The organism is Helicobacter sp., assembly GCF_017502485.1.
Taxonomy (GTDB): domain Bacteria; phylum Campylobacterota; class Campylobacteria; order Campylobacterales; family Helicobacteraceae; genus Helicobacter_B.
Genome location: NZ_JAFVUX010000037.1, coordinates 1 through 19096, shown reverse-complemented (window position 1 = coordinate 19096; position 19096 = coordinate 1). Strand labels below are relative to the sequence as shown.

Sequence of the window (19096 nt, the reverse complement as noted above, 5' to 3'; positions counted from 1 at the left end):
GTGTATCAGGGATTGCTAAGGCGATCTTAGATGATGCAAATAAGAAAAAGATTTAGTGTAAAGAAAATTGGATTTTACTAAAGAAACTGCATAAGTCTAAGCAGTATCCATTGTGTGGAAGCAATCCACCAGCACAGGGGGGTAGGTAGGGTCTATGGATTACCACACAGATTTGCTCCGCTTCGCAATGACGATAAGCTAGAATCTAAATTTTGTCATTAGTGTTTTTGTTATCACAAGTTGCGCTATTGCGCGTGACAATCCACAAAAGCTATGCTAAAGTCTTAGGATTTGGATTTGTGTTTTATAATACTTGCTACAAGAGAGTTCTAAGGATTAGCACCCAAGACCAAGCCCTTATCCTAGATCTAGCGTATGTGCTTGGAGCTTTTGGAGAGCAGGCTTGCAAAGTAAATCAAAGCCACATCACTTATGTGTTTTAGACTCAAGAGTCTTTAAATTACAACCCCAAGCCCAAGGGCTTGGGTAAAAAACTTGGCTAAAATGCAGGGATAACCTCACCCTTGTAAGTTTTCTCAATGAAGTCTTTCATCTTTTTGCTTTGCATTACCTTTTTTAGCTCTAATATTGCCTTGTTGTTTTCATCACCAGAACGCACGACAATGATATTTGCATAAGGTGAGCGAGAGTCTTCAATAATCAGCGCATCCTTTGCTGTAAGGTTTGCTTGTAGGGCGTAGTTTCCGTTAATTACCGCTAAATCTACATCTTGCAAAGTCTTTGGTAGCAAAGCTGCTTCAAGTGCCTTGATTTTAAGCTTTTTGGGATTATCAATAATGTCTGCTTCTTTCGCGTTTAGATTGTTAGAGTCTTTTAGCTTGATGAGTCCGTTGTTATGCAGCAAAATCAGCGCACGCCCACCATTTGTAGGGTCATTTGGGATAAGAATAGTCGCACCATTTTTGAGATCTTTTATATCTTTGATGCGCTTAGAATACCCACCGATAGGCTCAATGTGGATTTGTGCCACACTCACCAAATCAAGCTTCCTATCCGCGCTAATCTTGTCTAAAAATGGCCTATGTTGCATAAAGTTGGCATCAATGCTTTTTTCATTAAGTGCGATATTTGGCAGAACATAATCGGTAAATTCCACGACCTCAAGCTCGATTCCAGCTTTTTGTAAATCAGGGGCGATAAAGCGCAACATTTGTGCTTGAGGCACAGGAGTCGCACCGACTTTAAGCTTCTCTGCATACGCAAATCCCACAAAAAACAAGGCTATGCTCATAGCTACCAGCAACCTTGATATAACAATTTTCATCGCCAGCTCCTTAAAAGTTAAGATTGAGTGGGCATTCTAGCGCATTTTTCTTGCTTTTGCGACCAAGGCATCACCTAGGCTTTGCACAAGCTGCACAAGCACAATAATCACAATGGAAGTAACGAGTAAAACATCTTCCTCATACGCTTGAAATCCCAGTCGTATTGCCACATCACCAAGCCCACCAGCCCCCACAGCACCACCCATAGCAGAATACCCTATAAGCCCAATGATAGTAATAGTAATAGCATTGATAAGTCCGGGCTTGGCTTCTGCTATCATCATTCTCATCACGCGCACTTTGCTAGCCCCCATACTTAGTGCAGCCTCTATTAAGCCTTTATCGATTTCTTCAAACGCACCTTCAAAAAGCCTAGCGATAAATGGAATTGCTGCGATACTTAGCGGGATTACTGCAGCAGTCGCGCCAATGCTTGTGCCTACAAGTATACGCGAGAGTGGCAGAAGTAAAATAATAAGAATAATGAAGGGAAATGAGCGCACAACATTAACAATAGAGCCTAGTATCGCATTGATTGTCTTGCACGAACAGATTCTACCACTTCTTGTAACGCTAAGTGCTATGCCAAGAGGTAGCCCAAAAATTGTGGCAAATAGCGTAGATAGCGCAACCATATATAGCGTGTCATAGGTGGCTTGCGAGATTTGGTCATAATTGTAAGCAATGCGATCGCTCAAAGCCATAGCCGCGCTAGAATCTAACTCAACCACCACTCCATATATAGCCATAATGCCCACTTGCAAGCCCTGCCTACACAGCCCATCAAATACCTTAGCAGTAGATTCTAGGACTACCCAGCACTTATCAACAACTTGGCTAGAATCTAGCCACTCTCCAATCTCCATACACGCCATCGCACAATCACGCAAAAATGGCGCAATACATAGTAACAACAATAGCGCGCAGGCAAAGAGCGTAGCAAAGCGTATTAGAAAAGTCTGCACCCTACTCATTCTTGCCCACACTCCAAAGCTATCAGTCACCCATAAATCGCTCAACAAGCAGCTTTTTGTCTTTAAGATAGGCAATAGCCTGCTGATTTTTACTCTCATCTTCACCAAACTCTACAAATAAATGCCCCACTTTCATCGTACTAAGAGGCTCAATATTCCCAGCCAAAATATTAATATCCACCCCAAATCGCTTAATTACATCGCTCATTAAAGGCTCATTGATATGCTCGCCGATAAAGGAGATCTTATAGGCGTTTTTGCTCTGGGCTAGTACTTCTTGCTCACTTACTGCTGGGAGATATGATAAAAGCTCCTTGGTAATTGTGTGCCTTGGTGTGCTAAAGATTTTCTCCACACTACCTCTCTCTACAATCTCCCCACTACTCATCACGCACACTGTATTACAAATCTCGCGCACAACCTCGATTTGATGAGTAATGAGCACAATTGTAAGCCCAAGCTTAGATTGCACGGACTTAAGTAGCTCTAGGATAGATTTTGTGCTTTTGGTATCAAGCGCACTTGTGGCTTCATCACAGAGCAAAATATCTGGGTGATTACTGAGAGCGCGAGCAATGGCGACTCTTTGCTTCTGTCCGCCACTTAGCTGGCTAGGGTAGAAATGCGCTTTATCGCGCAAACCCACAATAGACAAAAGTTCATACACGCGCGCTTTTATCTGCTCTTTCTTCCATCCTGCAATCTCAAGGGCAAATGCTACATTACCAAAGACATCGCGCGATGAGAGGAGATTAAAATGCTGGAATATCATTCCAATTTTTTGTCGTCGCTTTTGTAGGGTGGATTGCGCTAACTTTAAAATATTCTCACCATTAATGCGCACTTCACCGCTTGTGGGTTCTTCTAGGCGGTTGATTAAGCGAATGAGTGTGGATTTCCCAGCACCTGAGTAGCCGATAATCCCCATAATATCGCCACGATTGACGGATAGGGAAAGTGAGCGAATAGCTTGGAATCCATTAGGATAAGTTTTAGTAATGTTGCAAAGCTTTATTACAGGTTGCATAGTATCGTGCATAGTGGGGTTATCCTTAAAAGCTAGCAGTCAAGCATATTCTAGCTTATTAGATTCTGCTTACTCCGTGCCACTACGCTCTTGTGCCATTTGCTCTACTTCGGCGACAAAGGATTCTAGCAGCTGAGATTCTGGGAGTTTGCGTAGGACTTCTCCCTCTTTAATGATCATTCCCGATTTATGTCCAAATGCTATAGCGATATCTGCGTGCTTTGCCTCTCCTAAGGCATTCACTGCGCAGCCCATAACACTCACTTGTAAAGGCGTTGTAATATGACTCAATCGCTTCTCCACTTCCTTAACCATACTAACCAAATCCGCTTGTATGCGCCCACAAGTAGGACAGGAGATGATAGTAATCCCCTGCTTTTGTCGCCCACTATATCGTAAAATCGCGCGTGCAAGGGCTATCTCTTGCTCTAGCTCGCCGGTGATTGAGCAGCGCATCGTATCACCAATACCCTCCATAAGCAACCCACCAAGTGCCATAGAAGATTTAATCGTAGAGTGGAACATAGTCCCCGCTTCTGTAACCCCTAGGTGAAATGGATACTCCACCAATGGGCGTAGCATTCTATACGCTGCCATTGTACGCTCCACATCGCTTGCTTTTAGCGAGATTTTCATATTAGTGAAGCCAAAATCCTCTAAAAGCTTGATGTTATATAAAGCAGATTCCACCATACCCTTTGGTGTCGCACCATACTTCTCTTCAAACTGCTTCTCTAGGCTGCCACCATTGACACCTATGCGGATAGGAATATTACGCGCGTTGCACGCATCTGCTACGGCTTTGATCTTTTCTTTTGAGCCAATATTACCCGGATTTATGCGTATGCAATCCACAGATTCTGCTGCGATAAGCGCGTATTCATAGCGGAAGTGTATATCAGAGACGAGTGGCAGTGGCGAGATTGCGCGCAAGTTTTTAAGCGCGTGCGCGTCTTTAAGATCACTCACTGCCACACGCACAATATCTGCTCCAGCCAAAGCCAAGCGATCTAGCTGCTCTTTTGTAGCTTGTATGTCTTTAGTCTTTGTAAATGTCATACTCTGTACAGATATGGGCGCATCGCCACCAATGGCGACATTACCCACTAGAATCTGCTTTGTTTTATAGCGTGGGGAAAGTGTGCTTGAAGCTGTATTAGATGAGTCTAGCATAAAGTATCCTTAAGAAGTAGCAGTTGGCATATTATAGCAGACTTCATCATTTGCCAAAACTCACAAGCACACTAAAATATGCTAAAATCCACACAAATACAAAAAGAAAGACTACCAATGCACGAATATTCTGTCGTAACAGCTCTCCTAGAGCAATGCGATCACTATGCACTAGAATCTAGCGCAAGAGAGATAGAAAGGATTGTCGTGGGTATTGGCAAACATAGTGGCATAGAGAGTGCATTACTACAAAGCGCATTTGAGACATTTAAAGAAGAAAGTGTGTATGCAAAGCGTGCGCACCTAGAGATACAAATCCAGCCCATAATACTTTCGTGTAGCTCTTGTGGCACTTCTAGCACGCCAAAGGAGCAGATCTACGCCACTTGCCCAAAATGCGCTAGTAAGAGTGTGCAAATCACACAGGGCAGAGATATGTTGCTTCTGCGCCTAGAAATGCTAGAGTAGAATCTAGCAAGTGCCTAAGGAGAATCTATGGATAGCCCATTTGCAAAAGACTTATTAAAAGACCTTGTCAAGCGAGCTGATGAGCTAACTTTAGAACAGATCAAAGAGAGCTGGGAAGTCGCTGGGGCTATTAAAAGTAAGCAAGAAGCCCTGCAAAAAGAATTGCAAAGCTATAAAGACGAGATTCTTGCCCAGCAAACTACGCTAAAGGACTTGCGCACACAAGAGAGCGCACTAAAAGAGCAAATCAAAGAGCTAGAAAACAAAAAGTGCAAAGCCAGCGAAGAGCTAGCCAAGATCCACGATGAAATCAGCGTGCAAAAAATCATAACCCAAGCTAAAAAAGCCAAGCTTAATCTCCAAGAATCACGCAAGCAGATTCTACCCGGTAGCCTAAAGAGTGTGCAAATCTACCTAAAAGATGGCTCCATAGCTAAAGCAAAACCCGCGCAAAAACTCTTTGGCGAAGATGTGTATAAAAAATATCGCGTAGCGTTTAAAGAAAACCACACCTTAAAAAACCACATTTCTGAGCTTGAGCTAGAAAACAAGCGCTTGCAAATCGAGCTACGCGACTTCTATGCTGACTTAGCCCTAGAGGGTATGGGCGCACTAGAATCTAAAAAACAAGAGACAAAGCCACTCCCCAAAGAGCCTAAAGAAATCATCGCCACAGAAGAAGATCTAAGCGATTTTAAAAAAATGCTTCAAGACCACAAGCGTAACAAAACAAAAAGCCACAAAAGCTAGAAAACCCTAGCGCAGAGCCTAACGCAAAACACTTAACACGAGCTAGAATCTAGCCTTGAAAACCTTTCAAGCTCTAGAGCCACGCTTGATACTCACAGGCAAGATTAATATTAAGGACTATGGGATAAAAGGCTCATTTCTCAATAGCGATGAAGTAAAGATTATTTTGCAAACGCAGTGGCACTAACACTACAGAATCTCTGCACGTCCATTGCGCACAACTACTAAATCTTCTATCCTGACGCCATAAAGCCCGGGCAAGTAAATCCCGGGCTCAACAGAAAACACCATACCATCTTCAATAATTATCTCACTTCTTTGAGAAATGTTAGGCAACTCGTGTATATCAAGCCCTATGCCGTGCCCTGTGCTATGAGAAAAATACTTCCCAAACCCAGCCTTATCAATCATCTCTCTTGCTAGGGTGTCAATTTGCTTGCCACTCATTCCAGCGCGCAAGTTTATAATCGCACTCTCTTGGGCTTTTCGCACGATGTCATAGATTTTTTGCAACTTTTTATCGCTAAATTTCTGCTTTTTTCCAAAGTGGATTCCACCTTGTGAAAAGCACGCAGTGCGCGTGCGATCTGAGCAATACCGCTTGTATTTAATCCCCGCGTCAAAGAGCAGCAAATCTCCATCACGCAAGCGATCTTTGCATGGCAGGGCGTGGGGCTTGGCAGCATTAGCATTGATGCTAAGGATTGGATTAAAACTTAGGGTATAGCTACCATTTTGCTCCAAAGCTTGGCGCGCTAGGGCGTGGAGATGAAGCTCCGTTGGACTCTCAAGCTTTTTTATCATCTTAGCAAAGCGTTTATAAGCCTTTTTATTAAGCTCTTGAGATTTGGCAATCAGTGCCACTTGCTCATCACTCTTAATGATCCTAAGTTGCTGGTGGAAGTTTGACAGTGGTTCTAGTGTGCATTTTGGGAGCTTTGTGAGCAAAATTTGATACTCCTGCACACACACTTGCAAAGGATCGAAAGCTAGAGATTTCACACACTCTTTTTGTAGTAGCTCAATCATAGACGCTAGTAGATTGGCACTCTCCACCAGCGTCGTGCCACTTACTAGATGCTCTTTAGCCTCGGTGGTATAGCGAGAGTCTGTAAAAAAAACCTTCCTAGAATCTAACACAAGCAAAATAGCGTGATTGCAACTATACCCACACTCAAAATACTGCGCACTCTCATCAGTAGTGAAAAATACCTGCGGACGCGCTAAAGGCGTAAAATGCCTGCTAGATGACATTACTTATTTTCGCTATTTGTTTGCTGATTTTGCGCTTTGAGAGCTTGGACTTCGCTAATGATTTGGATAAGTGAAATAAGCCCGATGTGGTAGCCATACGCGCCAAAGCCTGTAATCACTCCAGCGCACGCCGCACCAGTATAGCTCTTTTGCCGAAAGTCTTCACGCGCAAAAATATTGCTAAGATGCACCTCAACCACAGGTACACCACACGCCATAATCGTATCAGCTAGTGCGATAGAAGTGTGCGAGTAGGCAGCTGGGTTAATTAGTACACCATCATACTCACCACCAACGCACTCTTGTAATCTATCGATCATTTCACCTTCAAAATTACTTTGAAAAAATTCTAGGGTGATGTTATTTTGCTGGGCAAAGAGACGCATATTTTCGTGGATTTGATCAAGAGTTAGCGGACCATAGATTCTAGGATCTCTGTGTCCTAGTAGGTTTAAGTTTGGTCCTTGTATGACAAGAATTTTCATCGCTACTCCTTTAGGATTTTTGTGTGTATTGTAGCAGATACACACAAACTAGACAATGCTTTCTTGTGCTATAATCGCGCCCTACTCCATATTGATTAAAGGATCATCAATGCGATTAACATCTCTCATAAAATCCACTCTAAAATCCGTCTTGCCAGCTCCAGAATCTAGCCCACTAGCAAAGATTCTCCTTAGGGGCTTTGCATTTATCACAGCTAAGAGGATGAGCAAAGCCGAGCTAGAAGATGACCGCGCAAACTATATCGCACAAAATACTGACACGAGATTTGCTATTAACAGAGAGTTTGACTACATCTGTCGCGATGACAAATACACCACTAATGGTGCAGGCGTAGAATCTAATAGTGACTACTTTATCCAAGATATTTGGGGTGCGCGTAAAGTAGCAGTCGCAAAGCCCAGTCGCCACTATGATGTGGGCTCATCAGTTGCGGGCTTTATCGCCCATCTCCTAGGTGCCAATCAGCCCACAACTTTAATCGACATTCGCCCCCTACCCTGCCTAAACACAGACTTTCTAACTGCTAATGGGGGGGGGTTACAATATCTGCAAGCTGATGCGACACATTTAGAAAATATCGCGGATTCTAGCCTAGAATCTATCTCCGCACTCTGCAGTATCGAGCATTTTGGGCTTGGGAGATATGGTGACCCAATCGATCCTATGGGGTGGGAGAAAGCTCTACTATCCTTTGAGCGCGTGCTAAAATCTGGTGGTAAAATGTATATATCTGTCCCTATTGGGCAGTGCGATAAAGTCTGCTTCAATGCCCACAGAGTCTATCGCCCACAGACAATTATTAACACGCTAAAACACTGCCAAATCCTAGAAATGAGCTATATTATCGGGCTTGATACAAGGCTATGTATGGAGTATAGAGATGGGCAGTTATATAGCAATCAGGCTGCCCTAGAATCTATCCCAGATATGAAAAACTGGGGCGTTACCGGACTCTTTGAGTTCCAAAAGCGATAAGCTAGCATCTACATTTTATGTATTTGTACGGATTGCTTCGCAACGCGCAAACGACCAAAGGAGCTATTATTACGATCGTTTTTCTGCGTGGTAATCCACTACTCCACAAGTTTAGCACACCCCACTCCATCTATTCTTTAACATAAGCTCCTAGAATCTAACTTCTTAATGTGTTAGATTCTAGCTCGCCATTGCTAATCATTGTGCGTAGCATCTCAATTGTCTGCATGATCGCTTTTTGTTCTTCTTGGATGGTAATGCTACTCCTTGGCGTATGTAATATAACATAGCGTTTATTGTGCGTAGCCCAGCGACGCATGTCATATTCTGGGTAGAGGGCGATTGTAGGGACTCTTTGGTTGCAAGCTAGGTGCAGTGTGCCTGTGCTAGGACTTATCACGCAGCTAGATTTAGAGATCCACGCACAAAGTTGCAAGAGATCACCATCATTACAAAAGACAATAAGCTTACTTTTAATATTTTGCGGTTGGAAAGAAAGCGATGTAGAATCTAAGCTAGATTCCAGCTCTTGCATAAAATCTTTATGTACCTTGTCAAAAGTTACTACAAGCGGAATACATTCTGGGATTTGCGCAATTTTGTCAATAAGTGTGATGAACCCTTGCGTAGTTAGCGAGTAGGGGCAAGCATTGTTGAAAGGATTTACCATTATTAAATAACAAGGTTTACTAGATTCTAATCCTTTGTGTGCAAACTCTTTGGCAAGATAGTCTTGCACCACTTGAGCGCGCCTTTTGCCATAAGGGAGTTTGCTTTGCGTGAGATCAAGTAAAGGGATTTTCTCATCATAGAGTTTTGGATTGATCGCGCGGGCATAAGCTAGTAAGATCTCGCGCTCATCATAGTTGTAATATTTTTTCCACATATAAATTGCCACACTCTTACACCGCCACGACAATAAGCTTGTAAGCTTTGTCGCGCAAACTATATACTTGGCATTTGTGGAGAGTGCGAAGCGAATATGCATGGTTTTAGAATTGGTAAGCAAAGCATAATCACAGCAATAGCGATTGATAGCCTGCTTTGTGCAAGGCTCTACTACATCGACAAAATCACACTCACGCAAGAGATTTTGCAAAGTGGGCTGAGCAAAGACAATAAGCTTGCAAGAGTAAATATGCTTTAGTGCATAAAGACTCTCAATCCCTATAGCACACTCACCCAAAGCATTTTGGATAAATATTACACCAATGGTAAGCTGCCTTGAGCTATGTGCCATTTATATCCTATATCTTGGAGTTTGCAACCATTATAGTAAAACATCTTGCGCTAAGGTAAGACTGCCATTTGTCATAAAGTGGAATTGATTGTGAATTGCGCACAAAGACCCAAAAAGCTCACGCGATAGCTCTAAGCCCACCTTCCTTTCTTCATTCTTTGGATTCTGGCTTGTGTGGGCTTTTTCTAAGCGTAAAATCCAAGAATCTGGGATAAAGACCCCCGGAAGTTTATCGCGCAAAAACACCGCGCTCTTATAGCTTACAACAGGGAAAAATCCTAACACAAGCGAGACTCGTGTCCCTAATGTGCGGTTGGCAGATTCTAGGCTATCTAGGAGAATATGGGCAGATTCTAGGCTATAGACAGGCTGACTAAATAGTGCGCTAAGAGAACTAGAGCTAGAATCTATAAACGCACTTTTAATCTTTTTAATCATTTTGCTTTTAATCGTCTTGGAGTTAATGGCATAGGAGCTTATGACATTGCAATTATAAATGTGCTTAGGCGTGGATTTTAGTGGGCTACCTGTGAGATCTAGCCCTGCATTTAGAGTATTGATAATAGCATTAAGCTTTGTGGAGCTATCTTCAAAGACAGCTTTAGCCTCTGTGTTGCCAAGCTTAATGGGGTCACCTGTTAGGCTTAGAAATGCGCGCAAGTTAAAGGCATTTGCCGATAGAATCTCGCCACAAAGTGCAATAGAATTTCTATCTCTCATAGAAATTGTGCAGATACAGGGCTTTTGCAAGGACTCTTGCAAAGCAATGCTACTTAGCACAGATGAGGGCTTAAAGCGCGCTAGTGGAGAATCCGTGCAGACAAAGCTATCAAAAAGCGTGCAAGATTGAAGTACATTTAGAGACTCTTGCGCTAAAGCTTGCGCGCCAACTAATGGCGTAAGCTCAAAGCTTAAAAAGCTCTCACCTCTCTCTAGCTTACTAAATGCTCTATCAATCTTACCATCTAAATGCGCCCCTAGCATTAGGTCTCCTTATGTATTACTGCAGTGAGCCTAGGACATTCTTTGTCGCTTTGACAAGGTTTTCTAAGCTCGGTTTGACCTCTTCCCATTTACGCGTCTTCAGCCCGCAATCTGGATTGATCCATAGCTGCTCTTTTGGCAAGACTTCAAGCAATGCGCGGATTTGCTCCTCTAACTCACTTACACTTGGGATTCTAGGACTATGAATATCATACACCCCCGGACCTATCTCGTGCTTATAGCCCACTTCCTTAAAGACTTTGAGCAACTTATTGCCACTGCGCGCAGTTTCAATGCTAATCACATCAGCATCAAGGGCTTGTATGGTTTTAATAATGTCATTAAACTCACTATAACACATATGCGTGTGGATTTGTGTGCTAGATTCTGCTTTGGCAGTCGCGATTTTGAAACACTCTAATGCCCATCGCTCATACGCTGCGATATTTTCGGCGCGTAGTGGATAGCCCTCTTTAAACGCTGCTTCATCGACTTGGATAATTTTTATCCCTGCTTTTTGTAAGTCATCAATCTCATCAGCAATCCCTAGAGCAATCTGCTTACACACTAGCGCACGCGGGATATCATCACGCACAAAGCTCCAGTTTAAAATTGTTACAGGACCTGTTAGCATACCTTTTACAAGCTTTTTGGTAAGACTTTGGGCATAGGTGATCCACTCTGTTGTCATAGCCTTTGGGCGTGAGACATCACCATAAATAATTGGAGGCTTGACACAGCGACTACCATAGCTCTGCACCCACGCATTTTGGCTAAAGACAAAGCCTTTCATCTGCTCACCAAAATACTCTACCATATCATTACGCTCTGGCTCTCCATGCACTAGCACATCAAGTCCGATCTCTTCTTGGAATGCAATGCAGTCTTTAATGTAAGCCTTAATGCCATCATCATATTGCTCCTTAGAAATCGCACCTTTTTTATAGCCTAAGCGCAAGGCACGGATTTCTTGCGTCTGAGGGAAAGAGCCTATGGTGGTTGTAGCTAGATTAGGATAGGCAAGTACCGATCTTTGCGCCTTTATCCGAGTGGCAAAGATCTCATCGCGTGAAGTTTTGATACTAGAATCTAGACGAGCTTTAAGTGCGCTATCGTGGATTTTCTGCGAGCTTTTGCGCGTAGCGATTAGAGCTTGATTGGATTCTAGCTTGCTACACGCACTATCATTAGGAGCACGGAAGAGTGTGTCTAGCGTTAGCAACTCTTCTATTTTATCGAGCCCAAATGAGAGCCAAGATAAAATCTCGCTATCCATTTTTGTCTCAGCACTCTTGCTAAATGGCGTATGAAGTAGCGAGCAAGAAGAAGAGATGATAATACGCTCTTTTGGGATATGTGTGGCGATTTCTTCTAGCAAAGCCAACTTAGATTTTAGGTCAGCTATCCAAATATTGCGACCATCAATCACTCCAGCAAGCAGCATTTTATCACTTTTAGCTAGCTTTGCTAAAATCTGCTTATTTTTCTCCCCATAGATAAAATCAAGCCCAAGCCCATAGATTTTAGATTCTAGAAGAATCTCACTTGCTTCATTACTATGCTCAAAAAATGTCGTAACCACTGCTTTAATACCCTTATTAGCAATTGCATCATAAGTGGGCTTAATGAGGTCATAAAATCGCTCATCAATCCCGCGTGTGAAAATTGGCTCGCTAAATTCTATAAGCAGGTTAGAATCTAGTCTTACTAGCTCATCAAGTAGCGTGAAATACGCAGCTTTAATGGCATTAAAGACTTCTACAAACTCTCCTTGTGTAATCTTGCTCAATGCGACAAAGGTAAAAATCCCGATCAAAGATATTTTGGGGCTATATCCTAGAGCTTTAGCCTCCTTGTATTGATTGATAATTGTGCTTGCATCAACCTTATAAACATCATTGCTACTAAGCTCTGGCACGACAAAGTGATAGTTGGTATTAAACCACTTTGTCATCTCGCATGCCAACCCATCCTTATGCCCTCTAGCCATAGCGAAATACCCCTCTAATCCACTTAAATGTTGGAATCTAGCAGGCTTTGCCCCAAGCGTGTAAGCAAGATCTAGTACATTATCATAGAGACTAAAGTCATTGACACACACATAATCTAGCTCCTTTTGCTGTGCCCAATGCTTGGCGCGCAAGTCCTTAGCAACTCTCTCTAACTCATTTTGGTTAATTTTACCGCCCCAAAAGCTCTCTAATGCTCTTTTTAACTCTCTATTTTCCCCAATTCGTGGGAATCCAACAATTTGACTCATAAGCATCCTTTCAGTAGTAATGTAGCGGTATTATAGATATTTTTTGATAAATACATATTGTGTTTTTATATTTTTAACTAATTTTTCGTTGTTTTTTAGCCATAGAGTGGGTGTTTATACAGAGATTCTCGTAAGCAAGGGGCTTGGCAACCATATATATAAACGATACAAAAAGTAACAAACACATATTGTGTTTGTGTATTTAGCTAATTTGTGTCGCAATAACAAAGCACTACCCATAGCTAAATATTAAGTGAAATGATTATTGATTTGATTAAGTTTAGCTCTATGAAATAATGTCTTATAGGAAGTTGGAACCGTATTGAAGCAAAAGCAAGGTAAAGATGAAAAACGCCCCAGCTCCAACAAGCAAAGGAGCTGGGCTTATGTTTATTTCACTCCGCAGAAATCCCTAATTGCTTCAACCTTATCAGTTTTTTCCCAAGAAAACTCTGGTAATTCTCGCCCAAAGTGTCCATACGCCGCAGTTTTGCGATAAATTGGGCGAAGCAAATCAAGTGATTCTATAATACCTTTAGGTGTTAGTCTAAAGACTTTTTTCACACACTCTGTCAGTATAGAATCTTCCACTTTTCCCGTGCCTTGCGTATCTACAAGGATCGATACAGGCTCTACCACGCCAATCGCATAGGCTACCTGCACCACTGCCTTATCACACACGCCACTTGCCACAAGATTCTTAGCTACATAGCGAGCCGCATACGCCGCACTTCTATCCACTTTGCTAGGATCTTTTCCGCTAAATGCTCCACCTCCGTGCGGACAGCTCCCGCCATAAGTATCCACGATGATTTTACGCCCGGTTAGCCCTGCATCGCCCTGTGGTCCGCCGATGACAAACTTACCGGTAGGATTGACAAAATAGCGGATATTATCGTTCAAATATTCCTGTGGGATTACTTTTTGCACGATTTCTTCAATGACTGAATCTTTTAAATGGCTTTGTTGTGTCTCTGGGCTATGTTGCGTTGAGATAACAATTGTGTCAATACTTACAGGCTTGCCATCTTCGTAACGCACGGTAACTTGAGACTTGCCATCTGGGCGTAAAAAGGGCAGTGTGCCATCTTTGCGTTTTGCTGCTAAGCCCTCTGTAATGCGATGGGATAGCCAAATAGGTAGGGGCATAAGGGAGGGAGTTTCACGGCAGGCATAGCCAAACATAAGCCCTTGGTCTCCCGCTCCTATCTCGCCATCAGCTCTATCTACGCCTTGATTAATATCAGGACTTTGCTCACCAATACCATTTAACACAGCAGCAGAGCGATAATCAAAACCATAAAGCGCATCAGTGTAGCCAATCTCTTGCACAACTTTTCTAGCAATTTCTTGCATAGGGGCATACACGCTTGTTTTTAGCTCCCCAGCGATAACGCAAAAACCATTGCTTACAAGCGTTTCACACGCTACGCGAGCATTTTTATCCCGCTCAATGATGTAGTCAAGCACCGCATCACTGATTTGGTCTGCCATTTTATCTGGATGCCCTTCTGTTACAGACTCTGAAGTGAAAAGGAACGTTTTTTTCATAAACTCACCTTGTGTTTGAATATTTTGAAGATGAGATCCTAACAAAAATTATTAAACACAATATATGTTTAGTGATTTTTGGATATTACACTTTAGATTTTACAAAGACTTTACAAGAAGAGAATAGACTTTTACACAGTAGGTCTATAATCCTTGCTAGATTCTCTACAACCTAAGGGACAATATGGCAAGAAACAATCCCACGAAACCAATAAACAAGCACTCTAAAGCCCAGCAAAAATCTCAAAGTAATACTGCAAAGAGTACCACACAAGCCACTATTGCTACTTATAAAGACCCATTATCTCTTGCCCTGCGCGCAAGCCTATACATAGCTATTGCCACTACAATCTCTGTGTTTGCTCTCATTGTCGGCTATATCCTTTATAGTGGCTTGCCGCATTTGAGCGCAAGCCTTTTTGAGTGGAAATACACCACAGAAAATGTCTCTATGCTCCCTGCGATCATTAATACTATCACTATCGTGTTGCTCTCTCTACTATGCTCTGCACCAATTGCGATTCTAGGTGCGATTTACTTGCAAGAGTATGCAAAACCCGATTCTTGGTTTGTAAGCACGATCAATATGGCTTCAGAAACACTAGCTGGTATCCCGTCTATCGTGTATGGACTATTTGGGTTTATTGTGTTTGTTATTTATATATTTGATAATACCTTCACTATGTTAGCAGGGGCTTTCACGCTAAGCATTATGGTGCTACCACTTATTTTACGCAATACACAAGAATCCCTGAAATGTGTGCCAGAGACTTATAAGGAAGCGGGCTTTGGACTTGGTGCACCAAAGCTTGTCGTACTCTTTCGCATTGTCCTGCCTTGTGCTGTAAGTGGCGTGCTATCGGGGGTGATTTTGTCTATTGGGCGCATTATTAGTGAGAGTGCCGCCTTGCTCTATACATCAGGAAGCGTAGCACAAGTAGCATTGAGTATGGATTCTGGGCGCACACTAAGTGTGCATTTATATCAGCTACTTAATGAAGGACTTTATATCAATGAAGCTGCTGCTAGCGCGGTAGTAATTTTGCTTGTTGTCATAGCTCTTAATCTCTTATCCAACTTTGTTGCTAAGAAATTTAGCCCACCTATGCCAGCATAACATCCACATCCACACAAGGAGCACGCGATGAAAGAGATTTTCACACTCAAAAATATGAACCTGCACTATGGGGACTTCCACGCACTTAAAAATATCAATCTCACTTTGCTAAAAAATGAAGTGAGTGCCTTTATTGGTCCAAGTGGCTGTGGTAAGTCCAGTCTCCTGCGTTGTTTGAATCGTATGAATGACTTGGTGACTGATTGTCAAGTGGGGGGTAAAATCTTGCTTGAGGGCAAAGATATTTACAAGGACTATAATGTCAATATCTTGCGCAAACGCGTAGGAATGGTGTTTCAAAAACCAAATCCTTTCCCTATGAGCGTGTATGATAACATCACCTTTGGTCCTAAAACTCACGGTATAAAGAAAAAAGGTGAGCTTGATGAGATAGTGGAGCGATGCCTAAAAAGCGCCGCCTTATGGAAAGAGCTCAAAGACCGCTTGAAAAAATCTGCACTTGGGCTAAGTGGTGGACAACAGCAACGACTATGTATCGCTCGTGCTCTCGCGGTAAATCCGGAAGTACTCCTAATGGATGAACCCACAAGCGCTCTAGACCCAATCTCTACACTAAAAATCGAAGAGTTAGTCAATGAGCTAAAACAAAAATACACCATCGTAATCGTTACCCACAATATGCAACAAGCCGCTAGAATCTCAGATAAAACGGTATTTTTCTTACTTGGTGAAGTAATAGAATTTGACACAACCTATGCAATGTTTAATGCCCCAAAAGACAAGCGCACAAAAGATTATATTGGTGGCAAATTTGGGTAGAATCTAGGCAAGGAGCTTAAGTATGGTATATGTCCTAGAAGATGATAGTAGTATTTTAGAGCTTGTGCTCTATGCGCTATCAAGCCAGAATATCGAAGCAAAAGGCTTTGATAACGCGCTAGATTTCAATAACCAACTAGCCCAAAGTCTCCCATCGTTAATTGTTCTTGACCTAATGCTTCCCAATGAAAATGGCTTAAGTATTTTAAAGCGCCTGCGAGAAAGGAGCAAAACTCGCAATATCCCTGTAATCATACTCAGTGCACTTGGTAGCGAGTATGACAAGATTAAAGGACTTGATTTAGGGGCTGATGATTATCTATCAAAGCCTTTTAGTGCTCTAGAACTATTGGCTAGAATCCGTGCATTACTACGCCGATGTAGTAGCGATGATTTTGGAGACTTAGTGCTAGGCTCTCTGTCATTATCACCCAAACGCCACACTATCACGATCGATAACCAAGAAATCAAAACCACATTAAAAGAATTTGAGCTACTTGCCTGCCTACTCAAAAACCCAGATAGGACATTCTCTAGAGAAGAGTTGCTTGATCTTGTGTGGGACTATGCACCTAGCATGGAAACGCGCACTGTGGATATGCATATAAATACCTTGCGAAATAAGCTTGGAAGCTTTGGAAAAAAAATCGAAACCATACGCGGTGTTGGCTATAAGCTAAACACACAATAGCTCAAGCAGATTCTAGGAGCGACAAATTGCACTTATAAGCTAACGCTAGCCTAGAGTCTAGCTTAAAAGTCAATGTATCGCATTGAAACTACTTTTTATCACCTTGACAAACTTATCGCTTTGGAGAATCTTGCTCTCATCGCTATGACTTACATAATTGTCATTTTTGTCTATAGCAATCCCTTTGTCTGCTTTGTATTCTCACATCTTTGCATGGATATAAGTATTAAGCGATTTTAGGGCTATATTTGCACTTGCCACGCCAATAAATCTATCATTATTAATAAGCGGGGAAGCAAAGCTAAATACTGGAATCTTATATGAGTTTTGTATCCAAGACTCACTTAGCACTTCGTCTCTAAGCGATTGCTTAGAGATTTGATACCAACTGCGTGATCTTGGGTCATAGCCATCTTGTGGGTATTGATGTTTGCCATTGCCACGCAATATTCTACTGTTAGACTCTATGCTGATATAAGTGAGATTAAAAATCCCCAGATTCTTGAATCACGGAGATTTTACGTCATTTGAGATTTATTTAAACCACCTGCAAGGGCTTCTTTATAAGTTTGTTAATAAGCATTTTTTCTCATCATATATATATATATATATATCTATAAGATTTTCTAGCTGGGAAGCTTGCTTTTCTTGTGTCTCATAACTCAATAAACATAATGGTTTTTTGTGCGTTAAAATACACAAACCATGCCAAAATACTAAACTCACAAGCACCATCAAAGTCGTGCCATAGATACCTTTGCGTTGATTCCTAGTATCAGTCGATATGCCACATCCCTATTCCATTGGTGTGGTATGCTATACACAATCGACACTAAATCTCCTACTCTCTAGCCATACAAATAGGCAACCTATCTAGCTCATAGTGCTCTACTACTATTTAACCCTAACAAATCCAACAAATGCCCCCAAACTTTGCTAGCACAAAAGTACTTAGAAGCAAAAAGATGGACTACACGCATTAGCACAACATTAGAAATACTCCCCCTTTGCTCAGCTTAGGCTAGGCTCTTTACCATCTCACTAGGCTCTATCATAGTGACAATCTCTTACAACAACTTCATGTAAAAGCGTAAGATTTGCGATTTAGAGTACTCAAGATTGGAGCACGCCATTGACCCTATCACCTTGTAAGCACACAATCAATATTTATAATACTGCTTGGAAAACACTATGAACATATGAATAGGAGTGTATCAATCTCCTTTTCAATCGCTTCAATAGGCTTTGAACTTGTTGTTTAGATTCTGTTTGATACACAAGTAGCAGAATCCACCCTAGTAATCGCAAGATTTAAGGGATTTTTAACAGATCTGTGTATATTACCTGGCGTATTTGTATGCAAAAATCAATATAAATGGACATTTATTTCGTCAAAACACTCGTAGCGCATCAACAGAGTCCATAAACACTCTCTAATATAAATAAAGATAGTAAAACAAATCCCCATATACTGGATAACTAAAAATTTCTCACACGCCCATCTTCTCTAACAAACAGCAAACTCTTAATACGAAGAAGTAAAAGCACAGCACTCATACCAATTAAAAAACATAATATTTCCACAATGAATAAAAATAGAAAAACCAAAACAAACACAAGATGAGTAACAAAGAAGTCCGATGCCCAATAGAGCTGGACACTAAAAATACAAGAAAATATGTAAAAATATACCCATACGATGAATTAATGCTATCCTTTGGTGACAAAAGGCAAAGAGTACAATAAAGCATAATCACTTCATTAAAGTGTAGTGAAAACATTCTAGCCACCTGTGATATATAGTGGTCAAACTTACTTAAAAGCGGTAAATCAAGTGGAATCAAACCATTTCTAAATAATCCATAAAATACTTCGAATAAAAATGCGAAAATACTCAAGGCAACAAACTAAATGTATAGCTGTGTTTTCTTGTGGGTTGGTATGTGGCAAACTATACAAATACATAAACACAATGTTTAAAGCTCTAGATAAAAACGATATCTCCAAACAGCAATAATCAACAAACATAAACATCAAATTACCAAGCCATATAAAACAT

The 19096-nt window shown here is 41.6% G+C and carries 17 protein-coding genes; 6 read left to right on the top strand and 11 right to left on the bottom strand.

From position 1 onward, the window contains the following. Positions 1-499: 499 nt before the first annotated feature. The 4 genes from IKB69_RS07950 to ispG all read right to left on the bottom strand — a co-directional run bounded on the left by IKB69_RS07950 (position 500) and on the right by ispG (position 4460). Positions 500-1252: a MetQ/NlpA family ABC transporter substrate-binding protein gene (locus IKB69_RS07950; RefSeq protein ID WP_290948131.1), complete on the bottom strand. Its 753-nt coding sequence runs from the start codon at positions 1250-1252 to the stop codon at positions 500-502. A gap of 69 nt (positions 1253-1321) precedes the next feature. Then, positions 1322-1990 carry a methionine ABC transporter permease gene (locus IKB69_RS07945; RefSeq protein WP_290948129.1) on the bottom strand — a complete coding sequence of 223 codons (669 nt, stop codon included), beginning with the start codon at positions 1988-1990 and terminating at the stop codon, positions 1322-1324. A gap of 292 nt (positions 1991-2282) precedes the next feature. Then, complete coding sequence (locus tag IKB69_RS07940; protein WP_290948127.1) at positions 2283-3299, bottom strand: ATP-binding cassette domain-containing protein; 1017 nt, start codon at positions 3297-3299, stop codon at positions 2283-2285. 57 nt (positions 3300-3356) lie between these two features. After that, positions 3357-4460, bottom strand: a complete 1104-nt coding sequence (ispG, locus tag IKB69_RS07935; protein WP_290948125.1) for a flavodoxin-dependent (E)-4-hydroxy-3-methylbut-2-enyl-diphosphate synthase — start codon at positions 4458-4460, stop codon at positions 3357-3359. Between the two features lie 117 nt (positions 4461-4577). Between ispG and hypA the strand changes: the two genes are divergently transcribed. After that, positions 4578-4928 carry a hydrogenase/urease nickel incorporation protein HypA gene (gene hypA, locus IKB69_RS07930; protein ID WP_290948122.1) on the top strand — a complete coding sequence of 117 codons (351 nt, stop codon included), beginning with the start codon at positions 4578-4580 and terminating at the stop codon, positions 4926-4928. A gap of 27 nt (positions 4929-4955) precedes the next feature. Further along, complete coding sequence (gene mua / locus IKB69_RS07925; RefSeq protein ID WP_290948120.1) at positions 4956-5678, top strand: nickel-binding protein Mua; 723 nt, start codon at positions 4956-4958, stop codon at positions 5676-5678. A gap of 189 nt (positions 5679-5867) precedes the next feature. Here mua and IKB69_RS07920 read toward each other — a convergent pair whose 3' ends face one another. Both IKB69_RS07920 and aroQ read right to left on the bottom strand, forming a co-directional pair. Further along, positions 5868-6932 carry an aminopeptidase P family protein gene (locus tag IKB69_RS07920; RefSeq protein ID WP_290948118.1) on the bottom strand — a complete coding sequence of 355 codons (1065 nt, stop codon included), beginning with the start codon at positions 6930-6932 and terminating at the stop codon, positions 5868-5870. Next, the gene (gene aroQ, locus IKB69_RS07915) at positions 6932-7417 is read right to left on the bottom strand and encodes a type II 3-dehydroquinate dehydratase (protein WP_290948116.1); all 486 of its coding nucleotides are present in this window, start codon (positions 7415-7417) and stop codon (positions 6932-6934) included. The genes IKB69_RS07920 and aroQ overlap by 1 nt, the downstream gene beginning before the upstream one ends. Before the next feature lie 109 nt (positions 7418-7526). On the opposite strand from aroQ, the gene IKB69_RS07910 reads away from it, so the two are divergent. Beyond that, positions 7527-8414, top strand: coding sequence for a DUF268 domain-containing protein (locus IKB69_RS07910; RefSeq protein WP_290948114.1), 888 nt, complete (start codon positions 7527-7529; stop codon positions 8412-8414). A 157-nt stretch (positions 8415-8571) separates the two neighbouring features. On the opposite strand, the gene IKB69_RS07905 is transcribed toward IKB69_RS07910, so the two are convergent. The 4 genes from IKB69_RS07905 to metK all read right to left on the bottom strand — a co-directional run bounded on the left by IKB69_RS07905 (position 8572) and on the right by metK (position 14449). Continuing rightward, positions 8572-9654 carry a glycosyltransferase family 9 protein gene (locus IKB69_RS07905; protein ID WP_290948112.1) on the bottom strand — a complete coding sequence of 361 codons (1083 nt, stop codon included), beginning with the start codon at positions 9652-9654 and terminating at the stop codon, positions 8572-8574. A 30-nt stretch (positions 9655-9684) separates the two neighbouring features. Next, positions 9685-10638, bottom strand: coding sequence for a methylenetetrahydrofolate reductase (locus tag IKB69_RS07900; protein WP_290948110.1), 954 nt, complete (start codon positions 10636-10638; stop codon positions 9685-9687). A gap of 16 nt (positions 10639-10654) precedes the next feature. After that, complete coding sequence (gene metE, locus IKB69_RS07895; protein ID WP_290948108.1) at positions 10655-12898, bottom strand: 5-methyltetrahydropteroyltriglutamate--homocysteine S-methyltransferase; 2244 nt, start codon at positions 12896-12898, stop codon at positions 10655-10657. A 390-nt stretch (positions 12899-13288) separates the two neighbouring features. Next, the gene (gene metK / locus IKB69_RS07890) at positions 13289-14449 is read right to left on the bottom strand and encodes a methionine adenosyltransferase (protein ID WP_290948106.1); all 1161 of its coding nucleotides are present in this window, start codon (positions 14447-14449) and stop codon (positions 13289-13291) included. Between the two features lie 184 nt (positions 14450-14633). On the opposite strand from metK, the gene pstA reads away from it, so the two are divergent. The 3 genes from pstA to IKB69_RS07875 are packed head-to-tail and all read left to right on the top strand — an operon-like array spanning position 14634 to position 17037. Next, positions 14634-15566, top strand: a complete 933-nt coding sequence (gene pstA, locus IKB69_RS07885) for a phosphate ABC transporter permease PstA (protein WP_290948104.1) — start codon at positions 14634-14636, stop codon at positions 15564-15566. Positions 15567-15593: 27 nt separating this feature from the next. Beyond that, complete coding sequence (gene pstB / locus IKB69_RS07880; RefSeq protein WP_290948102.1) at positions 15594-16346, top strand: phosphate ABC transporter ATP-binding protein PstB; 753 nt, start codon at positions 15594-15596, stop codon at positions 16344-16346. Between the two features lie 22 nt (positions 16347-16368). Beyond that, positions 16369-17037: a response regulator transcription factor gene (locus IKB69_RS07875; RefSeq protein ID WP_290948100.1), complete on the top strand. Its 669-nt coding sequence runs from the start codon at positions 16369-16371 to the stop codon at positions 17035-17037. Between the two features lie 201 nt (positions 17038-17238). On the opposite strand, the gene IKB69_RS07870 is transcribed toward IKB69_RS07875, so the two are convergent. Next, positions 17239-17484, bottom strand: coding sequence for a hypothetical protein (locus IKB69_RS07870; protein WP_290948098.1), 246 nt, complete (start codon positions 17482-17484; stop codon positions 17239-17241). Between the last annotated feature and the right edge of the window lie 1612 nt (positions 17485-19096).